The sequence below is a fragment of the Microbacterium sp. NPDC090014 genome, from assembly GCF_044748285.1.
In the GTDB taxonomy this organism is placed as follows: Bacteria; Actinomycetota; Actinomycetes; order Actinomycetales; family Microbacteriaceae; genus Microbacterium.
This window is the reverse complement of record NZ_JBIVFS010000001.1, coordinates 1835181-1852212: the sequence shown is the minus strand read 5'-3', so window position 1 is coordinate 1852212 and position 17032 is coordinate 1835181. Positions and strand designations below refer to the sequence as shown.

Sequence of the window (17032 nt, the reverse complement as noted above, 5' to 3'; positions counted from 1 at the left end):
CCGTCGTCGTCTCAGCCTCAGGAGGCGAGCGCCTCAGTGGGCGGAGCCTGCGTCTCGAGAGCGATCACACCGTAATCCCAGCCCTTGCGTCGGTAGACGACGCTCGGGTGGTCGGTGCGCACGTCCACGAACAGGAAGAAATCGTGCCCGACCAACTCCATCCGGTCGACGGCCTCTTCGACGGTCATCCATTCCGCTCCGAAGTTCTTGGTGCGGATGACCACCGGTGAGTAGACCTCGTCGTCCTCGTTCTGGATCGGCACGTTGCCGGTCGCGACGGCCCGCAGGACATCCACGGATGCCGGCTGGACATCGATGCCCTCCAGCGCTCCGCTCTCCTTCTCGAAGTGCGCCCCGCGTGGGTGCTGACGTCCGTCGACTCGCTTCTCCTTCGCTCGACGAAGCTGCTCGGCCATCTTGTCGACGGCCATGTCGAGTGCGACGAACTTGTCTCCGTCCGTGGCTTCAGCGCGCACGACGGGGCCCTTGCTGACGAGCGTGAGCTCCACGGTCTCGTCCGGCACGTGACCGTTGCGGTACACCCGGTGGGTGACCTTGACATCCAGCCGTTGCGCACGGGACGCGAACGTCTGGATCTTGGCGATCTTCTCTTCGACAACGGCTCGGAATCGATCGGTGATACCCACCCCGACGCCAACGATGCTCGTTTCCATTGCTGCCTCCTTGTCCCGGTCCTCCCGGCCAAGGGCGGACCGTGGTCGCCTTGTGACCCCCAACGGTAGTCGGCCTGACCTCGGATGTCACGGGTCAGTTGCTGCGTGTCCCCGATGCGTTCACATTCCGTTCGCTGTGACGCGGCGTGGCGGCGAGCGCGACCGCTGCCAGGACATGGGCGCCCGCGTCTTTCAGCGCGCGAGCCGCCTCATCGAACGTCGCACCCGTCGTGACCACGTCGTCGACGAGCACGACGGTCTCCCCCTCGAGCACACGTCGCGCTCGCATGCTCCCGCGGACGTTCTCCGCTCGGCTCACGGAATCGAGGCCTCGCTGATCCGTGCGCCGACCCCGCAGAACGAGCAACCGGTCGGGAAGCCGACCCGCCCGCCGGATCAGCAGCTCGGGCACCCGGTAGCCGCGCCGTCGAAAGGCGGCCACCGATGTCGGGATCGGCACGAGGTGGAGCGGTCGATCGGTATCCGCGCGTGCCTCGAGCACGTCGACCACCTCCCCCAGCGCCGATCCGAACGGGCGAGCGAGCAGCGTCTCGCCGTCGTCCTTCATCCTGCGGATGCATCGCGCCGCGACCGACTCGAAGGGCATCGCCGCTCGGACCTCCAGTCCGGCGGGCGTGCGGCGGACGAGCGGCTCCGGTCGGATGCTCTGTCGGCACGAGCCGCAGAGCAGCGTCTCGGGCCGGTCGCACCCCGCGCAGGTCGCCGCGAGCAGAAGGGCGAGTATCTCGAGTCCTACGGCGCGGGCCGGTGGATGCGGTGACATCCGTCGATGCTCTCGCAACAATCCGGCGCCGGGGCTGCAGAGGCTGCGCGGAACGCGGCCGTCATGGACTGTCAGTCGATGTCGGACGGCCGTGCAGGGACAGTCGCGCTCAGTGCCCCGCACGCGTCGCGAGAAGTGAGACTCCGCTGATCGACTCGCTCCATGCCGAGCCCGCACGGGCGAACACGGCGCCGTCCGCGCCCAGCACTCGCAGACCGGTGGCTGCGCGCGCACCCGCCAGGGACACCGCGCCGGTCGGAGCCACCTCTGACGTGCCAGGCCCTCCTACCACCTGCGTGACGACCATCCGGTCTGCGGGATCCGTCAGCAGTCCGAGACGATCCGCGCCCAGCCAGACGAGGCCGATGGCGCCGCCGTCGAGCTGCGCCAGCGGCTCGGTGGGCCCGAGCTCGGTCGGAAGCCCGGCCTCATCGCGGATCACCGATGACACGACGATCCAGCGCTCGCCCCCGATCACGACGGCCGCGGCGACACGGGCCCCGTCCGCCGAGACGCGGATGGCGGATACGGAGGAGGCCTCTGGCCACGCGCCCGCGATGCTCTGAGGAGCGACATCGCTGCCGATCGCCTGCAGAGCCGCCGGTGCGTTAGACGGGACCGACCACGTGTAGTCGTAGGGATCCATGGACGGCCGCACCAGCGATGGGCGGTCGTCCAGCTCGTTGAAGCTGCCTTCACCTGCGAGCCACACGTGCCCGTCGATGAGCTGCACGGCCGCGTGGGAGCTGTCGACCGACACGTCGACCGCTGTGACGGGCTGACCCGCGTTCACGATCTGGTCCGAGACGCCGGGGATCGGCGTGATCTCTCCACCGACCAGCATGCCGAAAGTCCCGTCCTTCAGCACGAGGCTGCCCGGATCGGCCTTGTCCGTCACGACCTCGACGACCCCGGCCTCCAGTGTGCGGCCGTCGACCGTGAAGCGCACCTGGTCGATCTGCACGCCCCCGGCGGTCAGGGTCGCCTGGAGCTGAGTGCGCATGCGCGCGAGGGTGGTCGGGTCGAGGCCCAGCGCCGCCCGGTTCAGGGCGACGTCGGCGATCTGGTCGGGGTCGATCGGCACGGAGTCCCGTGCGAGCTGCACCTCCTGCGGGAACGCGCTCTGCACGGCCGGATCGAGCCAGGGGCTGGGCGCGCCGCCGATCAGCGACTGCGCGATGGTCGTCGCCACCGTGGCGCGTCGAGGGAACCAGCGCACATCGGGCACGAGTCGTTCCCACGTCTGATCGAAGTACTGCAGCGCGTAGTCGTCGTACACGCGCGAGAACCTGGATTCGTCGATCACCACGCCGTCCGGAGCCTCGGCGATCCGCCACTGGCCGTCTGTGAGTTCGACCACGAAGGCCGAGTTCGAGGCGCCGAACGCCTCGGAGTACGCTCCGGTCGCGTCGACGCTGGCGACCTGATCGAAGGCGACCCTCACGTCGGCCGTGTCGCCGTCATCGGCATCGTCGTCTTCGTCGACATTCGAGCTGAACGAGCGGGTCGCCGAGCTCACATCGATCGACACGCCGGTGTTCGGACGCCAGGTCGATGCGAGCTCCGGGGTGAGAAAGCTGCGAGCGGTGTTCCAGTTGTCGGCCGGGGTGATCGCGGCCTCCATGAAGCCTTCGACGATCGCCGCAGGCCCCGCGCCGTCCACTGGACCCGAAGCGAGCGGGAGGAAGTCCTGCCCCTCGGGGGACGCCCCGAGAGGCTTTCCCGGCTGTGCGTCTCCGCTGGTCGGAAGACCTGTGCACGCTGACAGGATGAGCACGGTCGCCGCGATCACGAGACCACGCAGCGCGCGCCGAGTCCGCGCGGTCATTCGATGCTCCCTCGATCGAAGAGCTCCGCCGGGACATCGGCGAGCTGGATCGGCTGCGTGGCATCGCCGAGTTCGGCGAGCGGCTCCTGCGGCTCGATCGGGATGGGCGAAGGCCCATCCGTCGCATCGCCACGGCGAGGCAGGGTCAGAACGAAGTTCGTCCCGACGCCGAGTTCGGACCACACCGCGAGCGATCCGCCGTGGAGAGTCGCATCGCCCAGCGCGATCGACAGTCCGAGCCCCGTGCCCCCGAGAGTGCGCTGGCGGGAGGGATCAGCGCGCCAGAATCGGTCGAACACCCGCTCGGCATCCGCCGGGTCCATGCCGAGCCCGAAGTCGCGGACGCCGGCGGCGACCGCATGCTGATTGCTGTCGACGGTGACCACGATCGGCCGGCCCTCGCCGTGCTCGATCGCATTGCCGATCAGGTTGCGCAGCACTCGTCGCACCCGCCGAGGATCCATGTCGACCGGCGAATAACCGCCGGGGGCGACGAGCCTCAGCTCGCTGCCGCGATCGTCGGCGAGAGGACGCATCTGCTCGATGATGTCCTCTGCCAGATGCGCGAGGCTCGTCGCCTCGAGCTCGAGCTGCACGGAGCCTGCGTCGTAGCGGCTGATCTCGAGCAGATCCGACAGCAGCGTCTCGAACCGCTGCACCTGCGTGTGCAGGAGCTCGGTGGTGCGAGCGGTCGTCGGATCGAACTCCTCCCGCTGATCGTTCAGCATGTCGGCGGCGAGGCGGATCGTGGTGAGCGGAGTCCGCAGCTCATGCGACACATCTGACACGAAGCGCTGCTGCACGAGTGACAGTTCGCCGAGCTCCTTGATCTGGGATTCGATGCTGTCGGCCATGGCGTTGAAGGAGCGTCCCAGGGTCGCGATCTCGTCTTCCCCGTGCACGTCGATGCGGACCCCGAGGTCGCCCGAGGCCAGACGTGCGCTCGTCTCGGCAGCCTCGACGATCGGCGTCGACACGGTGCGGAGAACGATGAAGGAGATCGCGGCGACGATCGCCACCAGACCTATGCCGGCGACCCACAGGGTGCGCTGCACGAAGGTGAGAGTGTTGTCCGCATCCGCGAGGTCGTACGCGAAGTAGATCTCGAACGGCCCCGCCTCGGGAACCCGCAGCTGCTGCCCCACGATGATCCCGGGCACAGCTCGGCCGCCGACCTCGAGTGATACGGACTGCCAGGACTGCCAGTCGTCGAACTCGACCACCCTGTTCCTGAGGCCCGAGGTGATCAGATTGTCGCTCAGCCCGGCGGTGAAGCCGTTGAGCGGGACGTCGGGGTCGACCTCCATGCGGAATCCGGCAAGACCTTCGGCCGTCGAATTGCGTCCGAGGTCCTCCTGCACGCTGTCCCACAGCTCCGGCAGGGCTGCCGGGTCATCGCCCAGCGCCGTCGCGTCCAGGGTCGCCTGCGCCTGGTTCACCGAGCGGGCCGCGTCTTCGAGCGCCTCGTTCTTGCGGGATTCGAACAGATCGTTCTGGATCACCAGCGCCATCGTCACGCAGGTGATCAGGATCGCGGTGGACGTCAGCAGAAGCGTGATCGTGAGCGTCCGGAATCGCAGAGAACTGCGCCACAACGCCTGGACGACGGTCGGCCAGCCACGCCAGTCGCGGATGACAGCGACCGCCGTGGTGGTCGCTGTGGTCGCGGCCATCGTGGGCCTAGCCCGCGCTCCCGGCACGGTAGCCGACGCCCCGTACCGTCATGACGATCTTGGGGTTGTCCGGGTCGAGTTCGACCTTCGCCCGCAGACGCTGCACGTGCACGTTGACCAGCCGCGTATCGGCCTTGTAGTGGTAGCCCCACACCTGCTCGAGCAGCATCTCCCTCGAGAACACCTGCTGGGGCTTCGACGCGAGCGCGACGAGCAGTTGGAACTCCAGGGGCGTGAGAGCGATCGGAGCCGTGCCGCGGCGCACCTCATGGGCGTCGACGTCGACGGTGAGGTCTCCCACGCGCAGCTGCTCCCCCACGTTCTGCGACGTGGGCCGCAGTCGGGTTCTGATACGAGCGACGAGCTCCTTCGGGTTGAAGGGCTTGACGATGTAGTCGTCGGCTCCGACCTCGAGTCCTCTGACCACATCAGCGGTGTCGCTGCGGGCGGTGAGCATGATGACGGGGACTCCGGATTCGGCGCGGATGCGCGTGCAGATCTCGATGCCGTCCATCCCGGGCAGCATCAGGTCGAGCAGCACGAGATCGGGACGCTGTGCGCGCCACTCGTCGACCGCCCGCGCACCGTCGGCGCAGAACACCGGCTCGAAACCTTCCGTGCGCAGCACGATGCCGATCATCTCGGCGAGCGCGGTGTCGTCGTCGACCACAAGAATGCGTGAGGTCATAACTGTTACCTTATGGCACTCAGTACCACGGTCCTCCTGTCTACGCGCCCGACGGGTCATGTGACACGATGGGAGCGCACGACGGAGGGAGTGCCGGTGAGCGGCCAGACATGGACCCCTGCCCCGAAGAAGGGCATCATCCCCCTGCATCCGCTGACGTTCGGGATGCTGTTGAGCAAGTCGTTCGTCGCACTGCGCCACAACCCCAAGGTCCTCTTCGGCTTCGGAGTCGTCATCCAGCTCGCGGTCGTGGTGCTCAGCGCCACGGTGATGGGCTTCGTGTTCGTCACGACGTTCACGCGGCTCGAGTCGCTCTCTCCCTCCTCCCCGGACTTCGAGGCCGTGTTCGCCGGAACGATCGCGATGAACATCGTCGCGGGCATCTCCGTCGGTCTCGCGTCCGTCGCTTTCACCGCTCTGATGCAGGGCGTCGTCGCAGCCGAGATCGGCTACGCCGCGATCGGGGTGAAGGCCACGCTGAAGACCCTCTGGCGCAAGATGACCCCGTCGTTCTGGCGGCTGGCCGCCTTCGCTTCGCTCTCGGTCATCTTCATCTTCGGTGTGATCGTCATCCTCTTCGTCATCGTCGCCGGCTTCGTCGCCAGCGGGCTCGGCGGATCCGCTGAGGCCATCGGCGGCGTCGTCATCCTCGTGCTGCTCGTCCTGCTCACGACGATCCCCCTCCTGGTCTGGCTGACGACCAAGCTGCTGCTGGTGCCGTCCATCCTCGTCCTCGAGCGCGCGAAGCTCCGCGATGCGCTCGTGCGCTCGTGGCGACTCACCCGCGGTCGCTTCTGGATCGCCTGGGGAGTCACCTTCCTGATCGGCGCGATCATGGGTGCCGCGATGCAGCTCGTGAATCTCCCCGTGTCGCTGCTGAGCTCGATGCTCGGATCGGTCATCGCCCCGACCGGCTCTGCGGACACTGCCGCGATCATGGGGTTCGTCTTCGCCCTCCTCGCCCCGCAGATCCTGCTCCTCGTGCTACAGGCCATCACGCTCGTGGTGCAGAGCACCGCAGGCACCCTCGTGTATCTCGACAGTCGGATGCGCTACGAGGGTCTCGACCAGGCGCTGATCAGTCATGTCGAGCGACGCGACCTGGGGTGGACGGAGGAACAGCTCGGCGACCCCTTCGTCGTCGACGCCACGCGCGCCGTCTCGAGTGCACCGCCGCCCAAGCAGGTGCCCGAATGGGCGACGATGACGCCGGCCAGCTATGAGGCGCAGCCGTATGGAGGGCAGCCGTACCCCGGGCAGCAGTACCCCGGGCAGCAGTACCCGGCACAGCCGTACCCGGCACAGCCATACCCGGCACAGCCGTACCCCGGGCAGCAGTACGGGTACCCGACTCAGCCTGCCCCGCCACAGCCGCCGTACGCGTCGCCGGCTGCGACCGCCCCGCCTCAGCCACCGGCGTATCGGCCGGCACCGGCGCCCACCGCTCCCCCGGCATCCTCGGCGCCCGCGGACGACTCCACCTGGGCGGCCCCCGGAGCGGGCAGCGAAGGATCTGCATGATCCGCCCGCTGGACGATGTGCTGGTGCCTGACGGAGACGAGGCGAGACAGTGGGCCGAGCAGGAGCTCTCCGACCCGCGATATGCCGATGCGAAGCCCACGTGGTTCGATCTCGTCGCGCGTGACATCGGCCGGTTCCTCGCCGATCTGTTCAGCTCCGACAACGGCGCCAGCGTCGGGCCGTCTGCACTGATCATCGTCAGCGTCATCGTCTTCGGCGCTCTTGTGGCGGCCCTCATCATCTGGGGTCGCCCTCGCCGCTCCCAGGCGATCCGTCGGCCGGGTGCCGGGCTTCTCGGCGCCGAGGATGACCGCTCGGCGGCCCAGCTGCGTGCGGATGCCGACCGCGCCGCGCGAGCGGCGGACTGGGACGAGGCGACGGTCCTGCGGTTCCGCGCGCTGGCGAGAGGACTCCTCGAGCGCGACCTCATCGAGCCGTCCCCCGGCGCGACGGCCCAGGCGATCGCGCGCGAGGTCTCTGTCGTGTTTCCTGCGGAGACGACGCCCGTCCGCCAGGCCGCCGTGTTCTTCGATGACGTGCGCTATCTGCGGCATCCCGCGACCGCTGATCGCTACGCGGAGCTCGCAGCGACAGACGACCGTCTCAGTGCCCTGCGCCCGGAAGCAGTGACCGCGTGAGCGTTCTCGAGCAGCGGGACGTCCCCGCGTCGACCGCCGAACGCGCGCCTCGAGGCCGACGGTCGCGAGCTCTGCTCGGATGGCTGATCATCGTGGCGCTCGTCCTCGGCGGCGTCTTCGTCGCAATTCAGGTCGGTGTGCGCATGCCCGATCAGCGGGGTTCGCTCGATCCCGAGAGCGTGAGCGACTCGGGTGCCATGGCCATCGCGCAGATCCTGCAGGAGAACGGTGTCGAGGTCTCGGTCTTCCGTTCGCGCACCGAGGCACGCCAAGCGCTCGATGACGACGCCACGCTCGTGATGGCGAATCCGTACACGCTCTCCGACGAGGCGATCACCGAGCTCATCGAGCCCGCCGACCGGGTGGTCTTCCTGTCGAGCAGTACGCACCTGCTGAGCCTCTTGCGGATCGGCGACAACGCCACCCCGGATTTCACCCCGGTGCAGGCGGACTGCGACGCACCCGAGTTCGCGGACGTCGGCTCGATCCGTCCTGATCGGCTGTTCACGCCCGCCGACGGCGTGGAGGGATGCTTCGGCGACGACGACGCGGCGGCCGTGCTCATCGATGAGAGCGACGGAGCCACGCATGTCGTCGTCGAGGGTGCGCGCCTCTTCAGCAACGCCTATCTCGCGGATGACGGCAACGCCGCACTCGCGCTCGCGCTGCTCGGACAGACCGAGCGCGTCGTCTGGTACGTGCCCAGTTTCGGCGACACGGACATCGAGGGTGAGACCGAGGACACCCTCGGGTCGCTCACACCGGGATGGGTGACACCGGCCATCCTGCTGCTCATGCTGGCCGGCGTCGCGGCAGCACTGTGGCGCGGTCAGCGCTTCGGACCGCTCGTCGCCGAGACGCTGCCGGTGACGGTCCGCGCCTCGGAGACCATGCACGGTCGCGCACGTCTGACCGCGAAGGCCGGCGACGCCGCGCACGCGGGCGAAGCTATCCGAGACGGGAGCGGGCGCCGCCTGGCGCGCAGGCTCGGCCTCGCTGTCACCGCGAGTGCCGAGGAGGTCGCGGATGCCGCAGCCGACCGGCTGCGCGTGCCGCGTGGCTCGTTGCACGAGCTGCTCGCGGGCGCGCCACCCGTCGACGATCCGTCACTGATCGACCTCGCGCGCCGACTGCAGGAACTCGAGAGCACCGTCGACGCCTCGTCCTTCACGGAGCGGAGATCCGAATGAACCGCCCCCGCCGAACCGCCGTCCATCCATCATCCGACCGGAAGCCGAGGACACCACGTGACCGCTGAGAACTTCAACGACGCCGAGCTGCGTCAGGCCATGCACCGCGTGCGCACGGAGGTCGACAAGGCCGTCGTGGGCCAGGCGGGCACGGTGACCGGCCTGCTGGTGTCGCTGCTCGCGCGAGGACATGTGCTGCTCGAGGGCGTGCCCGGGGTGGCGAAGACCCTGGTCGTGCGATCGTTCGCCCGGGCGCTCGGCCTCGACACGAAGCGCGTGCAGTTCACCCCCGACCTCATGCCGGGAGATGTCACCGGTTCGCTGGTCTACGACGCCCGCACGGGCGAGTTCGACTTCCGTGCGGGTCCGGTGTTCACGAACATCCTTCTCGCCGACGAGATCAACCGCACGCCTCCGAAGACCCAGGCAGCCCTGCTCGAGGCGATGGAAGAACGTCAGGTGTCCGCCGACGGTGTCAGCCGAGCTCTGCCCGACCCGTTCCTCGTCGCCGCGACGCAGAACCCGATCGAGCACGAGGGCACGTATTCGCTGCCGGAGGCCCAGCTCGACCGCTTCCTGATGAAGCTGGTCGTGGGAATGCCGGAGCGGGATGCCGAGGTGTCCGTGCTGCGCAAGCACGCCTCCGGCTTCTCCCCGCGCGAGCTCACCGGCGTGGAGGCGACCGTCTCCGCGGACGAGATCCGTGCGGCTCAGGATGCGGCAGGACGCGTCGAGGTCACCGATGACGTCCTCGGCTATGTCGTCGACCTCGCCAGAGCCACGAGGCAGTCGCCCTCGGTCGAGCTCGGCGCGAGCCCCCGCGCCTCCACGGGTCTGCTCGCCGCTGCGAAGGCATGGGCGTGGCTCAACGCATCCTCTGCCGTCACGCCGGATCACGTGCAGACGATGCTCGTCCCCGTCTGGCGGCACCGGCTGCAGCTCCGCCCGGACGCCCAGATGGAGGGCGTGTCCGCGGATGCCGTGCTCACATCCGTCGTCCAGCAGACCAGGGTGCCGATCTAGGTGTTCGTCACCGGCCGTCTCGCGCTTGCCGTCGCCGTCGGCATCGTCCCGCTCGTCCTCGCCGGGCTGGCGGACTTCCCGCCCTATGCCGCCCTCGGCATCTGGGTGCTGCTCTGCGTCCTGCTGATCGTCGTCGATGTGCTGCTGGCTCCGAGCCCCCGCTCCGTCGTCGTGACCAGGCGCGTGCCGACGCGCACCCGCATCGGCGAGCAGGTCCCCGTGAGCGTCGCGCTGCAGAATCAGGGTCCCCGGACGCTCCATGCGCTGATCCGCGATGCCTGGCAGCCGACGGCCGGAGCGGGTGAGGCCCGTCAGCGACTCAGCGTCCCGCCGGGTGAACGGCGACGCGTCTCCATCCCCCTGCTGCCACGACGTCGCGGCGAGCTGGCGAGCGAGTTCGTGATGATCCGCTCGCTCGGTCCGCTCGGCCTCGCCGGCCGGCAGGCCCGTCACCTCGTACGCGGGACCATCCGGGTGCTGCCCGCCTTCTCGTCGCGGAAGCACCTCCCCTCCCGCCTCGCCCGTCTGCGGGAGCTCGACGGGAACACGAGCATCCAGGTGCGCGGTCAGGGCACCGAGTTCGACTCGCTCCGCGAGTACGTCCGAGGGGATGACGTGCGGTCGATCGACTGGCGCGCCACCGCTCGCGCGGGCACCACGATGCTGAGGACGTGGCGACCGGAGCGCGACCGCCACGTCGTGATCATCATCGACACCGGCCGCACGGCCGCCGCGCGCGTCGGCGACGGCACGAGGGTCGATGCCGCCCTGGAGGCGTCTCTTCTGCTCGCGGCCCTCGCCGCGCGTGCGGGCGACCACGTGCATCTGCTCATGTACGACCGGGTCGTGCGGGCGCGCGTGACCGGTGTGGAGGGGACAGCGCTGCTTCCGGCGCTGACCGATGCGATGGCTCCGGTGCACGCGCGTCTCGTCGACACCGACTGGCCGGGTGCTTTCGCTGCCGTGCGCACGCTCACGACCCGTCCGTCGCTCATCGTGGTGCTCACCGCTCAGGATGCGGCCGAGTCGGCTCGCGGATTCCTCGGTGCGTTTCCCGACGCGAGCAGGTCGACATCGATCCTCGTCGGTTCGGTCACCGACGACGGCATCGCGGATCTCACGACGCGGCGCGGATCTCGAGAGGAGATCTACCTCGCTGCGGCGGCCGAACGCACGATGCGCGACGCGGAGAACGTGGCCGACGCGGTGCGCCGCGCGGGAGGCGAGGCGATCGCCGCTGACCCCGAGTCGCTGCCTCCGAGGATCGCAGACCGGTACCTGGAGCTGAAGGCCGCCGGGCGCCTCTGAACGCGGAGAGTCAGCCGGCCAGGAGCCTGGGCGTACCTGCCTCGTACTCGACGAGGTCTCCGGTCTCGCCGCGGCGATACGCTCGACCGCCGATCACGAGCATATAGATGAGGAACGCGGCGAGGGCGGCGACGCCGATGCCGATCTTGACCGGCCAGGGCAGCGCCCACCCCGTCACGAATCCCTCGATCAGTCCGGACACGAACAGCGCGAAGACGAGTCCGATCGCCACTGTCGCGAGCGAGCGTCCCTCGGACGCGAGTGACTCGCCTCTCGAACGGTGTCCCGGCGCGACCCACGACCAGAACAGGTGCAGACCCGCCGCAGCCGCGACGAAGATCGACGTCATCTCCAGGAGCCCGTGCGGGAGGATGTAAAGGATCATCACATCGACCTGGTCGTGTGCGGCCATGACGGCGCCCGACACGCCCAGCCCCATCGCGTTCTGCACGAGGACGTTGATCGGCCAGATGCCGGTGATGCCGAACAGCACGCATTGCAGGGCGATCCAGGCGTTGTTCCACCAGACCATGCCCATGAACACCGCGGCCGGGTTCTCGGTGTAGTAGCCGGTGAAGCTCTCGTCGGCGTACTGCTCCAGCAGGTCCGGCGGGCCGAGGGTCGCGAGGAGTGCCGGATCTGCGGAGATCCATGTCGCGGTCCCGACGACGATCGCGATGAAGGACGCCGCGATCACGAGCGTCGTCCAGCGCAGTCGATAGAGCGCGGCGGGCAGCTGCAGCGAGAAGAATCGGCCGGTCTGGGTGAGGATGCTGTCGGACGCCCCGGTGAGTCGCAGCCGCGCGCGCACGAGGATCGTCGAGAGGTACGCACCTTGAGGTGACTCCCCCACCGAGGTCTTGAGCTCAGCGAGATCCGCGGACGCCGCGCGATAGCGGACGATCAGCTCGTCGACGCCCGCGCCGTCGAGCCGAGCACGGCTCAGCTGGTCGAGCCGTTCCCACTCGGCGCGGCGTGCATCTGTCAGCGCATCGGCATCCACCTGATTTACTGTACTCATGTCCGCCGCGCTCGATGCATCCGACGAGGTCCTCTCGGGCGAGGCCGTCGCGATCGACGTGCAGCCGATCGGCTTCGTGTTGCGAGCCGCGGGCGCGATCATCGACCTCCTGGTCGGGCTCGCGGTGTTCCTGTCGACGATCTTCCTGCGGATCTGGCTCCTCGACATCGGCGTCCTGACCCAGGCGACAGACACGATCGCCTTGATCGCCTCGATCGTGATCAGCTTCGTGGTGCTGCCGATCACCATGGAGGTCGCCCTCAAGGGCCGCAGCCTGGGCAAGCTCGCCGTCGGGGGTCGGATCGTGCGACTCGACGGAGGCGCGACCGGTTTCCGCCATGCGTTCATCAGGGCACTCCTCGGCGTCCTCGAGATCTACATGACGCTGGGCAGCATCGCGGTGCTCGCCGGAGCGTTCAGCGCCCGCTCGCAGCGGCTGGGAGACATGGTCGCCGGCACCTACAGCCAGCGCGTGCGCACGCCGAAGCTGATCCCGAGCGTCCCCGTGCTGCCGCCGATGCTCGCCGGCTGGGCGCAGATCGCCGATGTCGCGCGCCTCCCCGACCGTCTCGCGCGCCGCATCTCGCAGTTCCTGCAGAGCGCTCAGCGGATGGTCCCGTCAGCTCGCGCCCGAGTGGCGCAGGATCTCCTGACCGAGGCATCGCCGTTCGTCTCGCCTCTGCCTCAGGCCGCCCCGGAGGTTGCGCTCATCGGCATCACCGTGCTGCGGCGCGAGCGGGAGCGCAGAGCGCTGGAGAACGCCGACCGCCGAGCGGAGAAGCTCACCGGCCGACGCGTCGGGGCCTGAGCACACCGGTCTCTTCGCGAACCCCGGCGCCGTCAGAATCGGATCGCGTCGATCACCTTGACGCGAAGGGCGACCAGTGCAGGGATGAAGCCGGCGACGGCGCCCACCAGGATCGACGCGGCGAGCCCCACGAAGGCCGCGCGCATCGGGAACGGCGGAACGTCCTGGATCCCGTAGAACAGCGAGGTGACGACCCAGTCCGAACGGAGCACCGCGACGACGATCGCGATGCCGACGAGTCCCGCCACCGTCGTCGCGACGAGGCTCTCGAGGAAGACCGAGAAGAAGACCCGGCCCGAGGTGGCGCCGAAAGCGCGACGCACGCCGATCTCACGCACTCGCTGCCGCATCGCGACGAGCTGGATGTTGATCAGACTCAGAGCTCCCAGCGCGAGGATCACGGCAGCGATGCCGCCGGTGACCATCTCGAAGGTCGCCTGCGCATCCAGCGCACCCGGCTGAGCAGCCCAGTCCGAGCGGCTCACCGACACCGTCTGCCCGTCCGGGAGCCCTGCGCGAAGATCCATGGCGAGCACGGGTGCGATCTCGTCGACCTGCTCCTGTCCGAGCCAGACCTCGTACTGCGGCCAGGCGCCCTCCGGCAGAGCATCGACGCGGGCACGATACGCGTCGTAGAGGATGTCGACCCGAAGCTCCTCGTCTCCGAACCCCTGGCGAGGCACGACACCCACGACCTGATAAGTGCCACCCGCAGGCCCCGCGAGCGTGAGAATCGGATGCTCCGCGACGGGCGTGCGACCGATGCGATCCCACAGCGCCTCCGTGATCACGACAGGCGGGGAGAGTGCGTCGGCATCCGCATCCCGCATCCATCGGCCCACGAGCAGCTGCTCGCGGTGGATCTCGGAGTAGAGCGGATCGATCAATCGTGAGTTGACATCGACGATGCCGTCCGGCAGCTGCACCGGAACGACCATGCCCTGTGCGATCCGGGCCGTGTGGCTGAACTCGAACCGCTCCGTGACGCGCGTGAACCTCTCGTCGAAGGCGTCGAAGTCGACCGGCGCCCCGTCGTCGCTGCTGATCGTGACGACCAGGGTCGCCGCCCTGCCTCCCCAGCGATCCGACTGCTCTGCCTGGAACTGACGCTGATATTCCGAGACGGCGACGACCCCGGTGAGGGCTGCCACCGAGACCGCGATGCCGATCAGGCTGAGCAGCACACGCAGCTTGTGGACGCGGATCTCCGCCCACGCATCCGACAGCGCTCCGAGGATGCCGGTCATGACGCGGCTCCGCGACGCGAGTACGGCATGGCCGGCATGCTGCCGGGTGTCGGCATCTCGGCCCCGGTGGACGCAGCCGCCGGTGCGGATGCGGCCGGGACGGATGAAGAGGGAACGGATGCGGAGGGAACGGACGCCGCGAGGGTCGAGGCTTCGAAGGCGCGGCTGAGATCCGCAGGCTCGAGGACCCCGGCGTCGAGTCGGTAGTGCCGTCGGGCACGGGCGGCCACATGGAGGTCGTGCGTGATGGTCACCAGCGCCGCGTCGGTCTCGGTCGCGACCTCGTCGAGCAGCGACATGACGGACGCGCCCGTGTCGATGTCGAGTGCGCCGGTCGGCTCGTCCGCGAGGATCAGCACGGGCCTGCGCACGAGGGCCCTCGCGATCGCGACCCGCTGCTGCTCTCCTCCCGAGAGTCGATCGGCGACCTGCTCGATGCGATGACCGAGGCCGACTCTCTCGAGCATGTCAGCGGCGATCTGCCTCCTGTTCCAGAACAGCCGACCGCGCGCATGGCCGAGTGGCATCATCACATTGTCGAGCGCGGTGCGCCCCGGGAGCAGATTGAACTGTTGGAACACGAAGCCGACGTTGTCGCCGCGCAGCCGGTCCAGCCGCCCCGACCGCATCCGACGCACTTCGCGATCCTCGAACGACACGGAGCCGGTGGTCGGAGCGTCGAGCATCCCGAGGATGTTGAGCAGCGTCGACTTCCCGGAGCCCGACCTGCCGACGATCGAGACGTGATCGCCCGCACTGACCTCGAGCGTGATCCCTCGCAGGATCTCCAGCTCCGAGTCGTCAGCGAGCCGCACGCTCTTCGTCACATCGCTCAGCGCGACGAGGGTCACCAGCTGACCCCGCTGTCGCACTGCTCGACTCCGGGAGCCACCTCGTAGCAGACCTCCTCGACCGGGGCGACGAAGCCGGGGACGAACTGGCGGATCGACTCCCCCTCTTCGAGGCCGGAGACCACCTCGACCATGGCCCCGTCGTTCACGCCGAGCTCGACCGCTCGCTCTTCCGGTTCAGCGCCGTCGCCGGCGTCGACCCAGACGTTGCCCGTGCCCGCGCCACCCTGCACAGCGGTGACCGGCACCACCAGGGCGTCGTCCACCTGCCCGAGTGCCAGATCCATCGTCGCCGGCAGACCGGCGAAGACGATTTGGTCACCGGGCACCGCGCATCGCACGCTCGCTGTGCCCTCGGCGCTCACCTGCACCCGCACTCCTGTGCACACGAACGGCGCGGGCCCCCCGGTGATCGTCACCGATGCGTCGGCCGGCGCATTCACCAGGCGGTACAGCTGGACCGGCTCGACGGTCGCGAGCAGGTGGTAGCGCGCGGGCGTGAGCGTGAAGATCTCGGTTCCGGTGGATGTCGCCTGACCCTTCACGAGAGCGATCTCCGAGACGTCGCCGGCCTCCGGCGCGACGACGTCCACATCCTTCTTGGGCTCGTCCTGCCGGATCGTGAAGAGCTTCTGCCCCGCCGCGACGGTCACCCCGTCGGGGACATGCACCGCGATGACCGTTCCGGTGATCTCCGACCGCACCGGGAACGCGTCATCGCGTGCGACGTTGCCGCTCAGGGTGAGAGCGTTCACCACCGAGCCCCGTTCGACCGGGATGACGGGATCGACGATCGACGACTCGGGGCTGACCATCGCCTCTGTGGCGTCCGGGAAGAACGCGATCTTCACGAGAGCCGCGGCGCACGCGCCGAAGACGAGAACGAGAAGAAGAGGGAAGATCCAGCGTCGCCAGACGATCACGGCTGCCTTTCCGGCGGCGCCGCCCTGGCGCATCCGCGGTCAGCGTATCGGCATGGGTCGATGACCCACCCGCCCCGAGGCGGCGTGTCCCCGTCGGCGATGCGGACGGTATATCAGGCGCGAAGCGCCTCGTGCCGGACGACGAGCCATCCTGCGGGAACGGACAGGCGGTCCGCATGCTGTGCGCACAGATCATGCGCGTTCGGGTGGCGCGCCATCCCCAGGGGCCCGAGCGCGGCCATCTGATCGCCGTAGTCGTAGGTGAGAGTGGCCACGGCCTCGCGCGCGCAGCCGACCTTCGAGCAGAGTCTTCCGTCCATTCACGCCAGGCTACGTCGAGGTTCATCGGATGAGCGGATGCCGCGCCGCCGCGCCCGTCGGACTCGGCCTAGACTTTCGCTATGCCCCGTCGCTCCCGCACCTCTGACGCACCCCGCCGCGGGGCCAGGCACGGGCGCCACGGTCGGCTCGGACGCAGCGAGGTCGTGCGCCCTCCACTCGCCCCTCTCGACGGGCGCATCGACAGGTTCGATCTGACCGTCGGCACTGCGGTGGAGTTCCTTCGAGGAACCTGGCCCGAACTGCAGGAGGTGCGGTTCGAGATCGGCGCCATGCCCGCGTTCGAGGCCGCAGACGAGGTCCCGCGCTGGTACCTCGATCACGAGAAGGCGCGCATCGTGCTCTTCCGGCTTCCCATCGAACGGCTGCTGCCGCCGGGACACGACGACTCCGCCCACCGCAGGATGGCGATCGAGAGCGCTGTGTTCAGAGCTGCGGCCGAGTACGTCGGCCGCGAGCCCTGGGACCTCGGCGGCCACGAGCACTGAGCTCAGAGACCGTCCTCGCCGGTCCGCA

Annotated in this window: 17 protein-coding genes; 7 read left to right on the top strand and 10 right to left on the bottom strand. The window is 68.9% G+C overall.

Going from position 1 to position 17032, the window contains the following annotated elements; translation table 11 throughout:
• Positions 1–17: 17 nt before the first annotated feature.
• From hpf to mtrA, 5 genes are all read right to left on the bottom strand, one after another.
• The gene (hpf, locus tag ACIPV5_RS08710; RefSeq protein WP_053095665.1) at positions 18–674 is read right to left on the bottom strand and encodes a ribosome hibernation-promoting factor, HPF/YfiA family; all 657 of its coding nucleotides are present in this window, start codon (positions 672–674) and stop codon (positions 18–20) included.
• Positions 675–768: 94 nt separating this feature from the next.
• Positions 769–1458, bottom strand: coding sequence for a ComF family protein (locus tag ACIPV5_RS08705; protein ID WP_400340760.1), 690 nt, complete (start codon positions 1456–1458; stop codon positions 769–771).
• A gap of 109 nt (positions 1459–1567) precedes the next feature.
• On the bottom strand, positions 1568–3286 hold the full coding sequence (locus tag ACIPV5_RS08700) for a GerMN domain-containing protein (RefSeq protein WP_053095663.1): 1719 nt from the start codon (positions 3284–3286) through the stop codon (positions 1568–1570).
• Positions 3283–4959, bottom strand: coding sequence for an MtrAB system histidine kinase MtrB (gene mtrB / locus ACIPV5_RS08695; RefSeq protein ID WP_053095662.1), 1677 nt, complete (start codon positions 4957–4959; stop codon positions 3283–3285). The genes ACIPV5_RS08700 and mtrB overlap by 4 nt, the downstream gene beginning before the upstream one ends.
• 7 nt (positions 4960–4966) lie before the next feature.
• Positions 4967–5647 carry an MtrAB system response regulator MtrA gene (gene mtrA / locus ACIPV5_RS08690; protein ID WP_053095661.1) on the bottom strand — a complete coding sequence of 227 codons (681 nt, stop codon included), beginning with the start codon at positions 5645–5647 and terminating at the stop codon, positions 4967–4969.
• A gap of 96 nt (positions 5648–5743) precedes the next feature.
• Here mtrA and ACIPV5_RS08685 point away from each other — a divergent pair, with 96 nt between their 5' ends.
• The 5 genes from ACIPV5_RS08685 to ACIPV5_RS08665 all read left to right on the top strand — a co-directional run bounded on the left by ACIPV5_RS08685 (position 5744) and on the right by ACIPV5_RS08665 (position 11327).
• Positions 5744–7168, top strand: a complete 1425-nt coding sequence (locus ACIPV5_RS08685) for a hypothetical protein (protein ID WP_400340758.1) — start codon at positions 5744–5746, stop codon at positions 7166–7168.
• Positions 7165–7806 carry a DUF4129 domain-containing protein gene (locus ACIPV5_RS08680; RefSeq protein WP_320487958.1) on the top strand — a complete coding sequence of 214 codons (642 nt, stop codon included), beginning with the start codon at positions 7165–7167 and terminating at the stop codon, positions 7804–7806. The genes ACIPV5_RS08685 and ACIPV5_RS08680 overlap by 4 nt, the downstream gene beginning before the upstream one ends.
• On the top strand, positions 7803–8996 hold the full coding sequence (locus ACIPV5_RS08675) for a DUF4350 domain-containing protein (RefSeq protein WP_400340757.1): 1194 nt from the start codon (positions 7803–7805) through the stop codon (positions 8994–8996). Before ACIPV5_RS08680 ends, ACIPV5_RS08675 begins: the two co-directional genes overlap by 4 nt.
• 99 nt (positions 8997–9095) lie before the next feature.
• Positions 9096–10019 carry a MoxR family ATPase gene (locus ACIPV5_RS08670; RefSeq protein ID WP_222839202.1) on the top strand — a complete coding sequence of 308 codons (924 nt, stop codon included), beginning with the start codon at positions 9096–9098 and terminating at the stop codon, positions 10017–10019.
• On the top strand, positions 10020–11327 hold the full coding sequence (locus ACIPV5_RS08665; RefSeq protein ID WP_056278220.1) for a DUF58 domain-containing protein: 1308 nt from the start codon (positions 10020–10022) through the stop codon (positions 11325–11327).
• A gap of 10 nt (positions 11328–11337) precedes the next feature.
• Here the strand turns inward: ACIPV5_RS08665 and ACIPV5_RS08660 are convergent, their stop codons facing one another.
• Positions 11338–12330, bottom strand: coding sequence for a stage II sporulation protein M (locus ACIPV5_RS08660; RefSeq protein WP_053095656.1), 993 nt, complete (start codon positions 12328–12330; stop codon positions 11338–11340).
• A gap of 16 nt (positions 12331–12346) precedes the next feature.
• Here ACIPV5_RS08660 and ACIPV5_RS08655 point away from each other — a divergent pair, with 16 nt between their 5' ends.
• Positions 12347–13156: an RDD family protein gene (locus ACIPV5_RS08655; protein WP_053095655.1), complete on the top strand. Its 810-nt coding sequence runs from the start codon at positions 12347–12349 to the stop codon at positions 13154–13156.
• Between the two features lie 32 nt (positions 13157–13188).
• Here ACIPV5_RS08655 and ACIPV5_RS08650 read toward each other — a convergent pair whose 3' ends face one another.
• The 4 genes from ACIPV5_RS08650 to ACIPV5_RS08635 all read right to left on the bottom strand — a co-directional run bounded on the left by ACIPV5_RS08650 (position 13189) and on the right by ACIPV5_RS08635 (position 16497).
• The gene (locus tag ACIPV5_RS08650; protein WP_053095654.1) at positions 13189–14403 is read right to left on the bottom strand and encodes an ABC transporter permease; all 1215 of its coding nucleotides are present in this window, start codon (positions 14401–14403) and stop codon (positions 13189–13191) included.
• Positions 14400–15254: an ABC transporter ATP-binding protein gene (locus ACIPV5_RS08645; protein ID WP_372984452.1), complete on the bottom strand. Its 855-nt coding sequence runs from the start codon at positions 15252–15254 to the stop codon at positions 14400–14402. Before ACIPV5_RS08645 ends, ACIPV5_RS08650 begins: the two co-directional genes overlap by 4 nt.
• Positions 15251–16210, bottom strand: coding sequence for an efflux RND transporter periplasmic adaptor subunit (locus tag ACIPV5_RS08640; RefSeq protein WP_400340755.1), 960 nt, complete (start codon positions 16208–16210; stop codon positions 15251–15253). The genes ACIPV5_RS08645 and ACIPV5_RS08640 overlap by 4 nt, the downstream gene beginning before the upstream one ends.
• An 80-nt stretch (positions 16211–16290) precedes the next feature.
• Positions 16291–16497: a DUF3499 family protein gene (locus tag ACIPV5_RS08635; RefSeq protein WP_053095653.1), complete on the bottom strand. Its 207-nt coding sequence runs from the start codon at positions 16495–16497 to the stop codon at positions 16291–16293.
• A gap of 165 nt (positions 16498–16662) precedes the next feature.
• Here ACIPV5_RS08635 and ACIPV5_RS08630 point away from each other — a divergent pair, with 165 nt between their 5' ends.
• On the top strand, positions 16663–17004 hold the full coding sequence (locus tag ACIPV5_RS08630; protein WP_053095652.1) for a metallopeptidase family protein: 342 nt from the start codon (positions 16663–16665) through the stop codon (positions 17002–17004).
• The last annotated feature ends 28 nt before the right edge of the window (positions 17005–17032 follow it).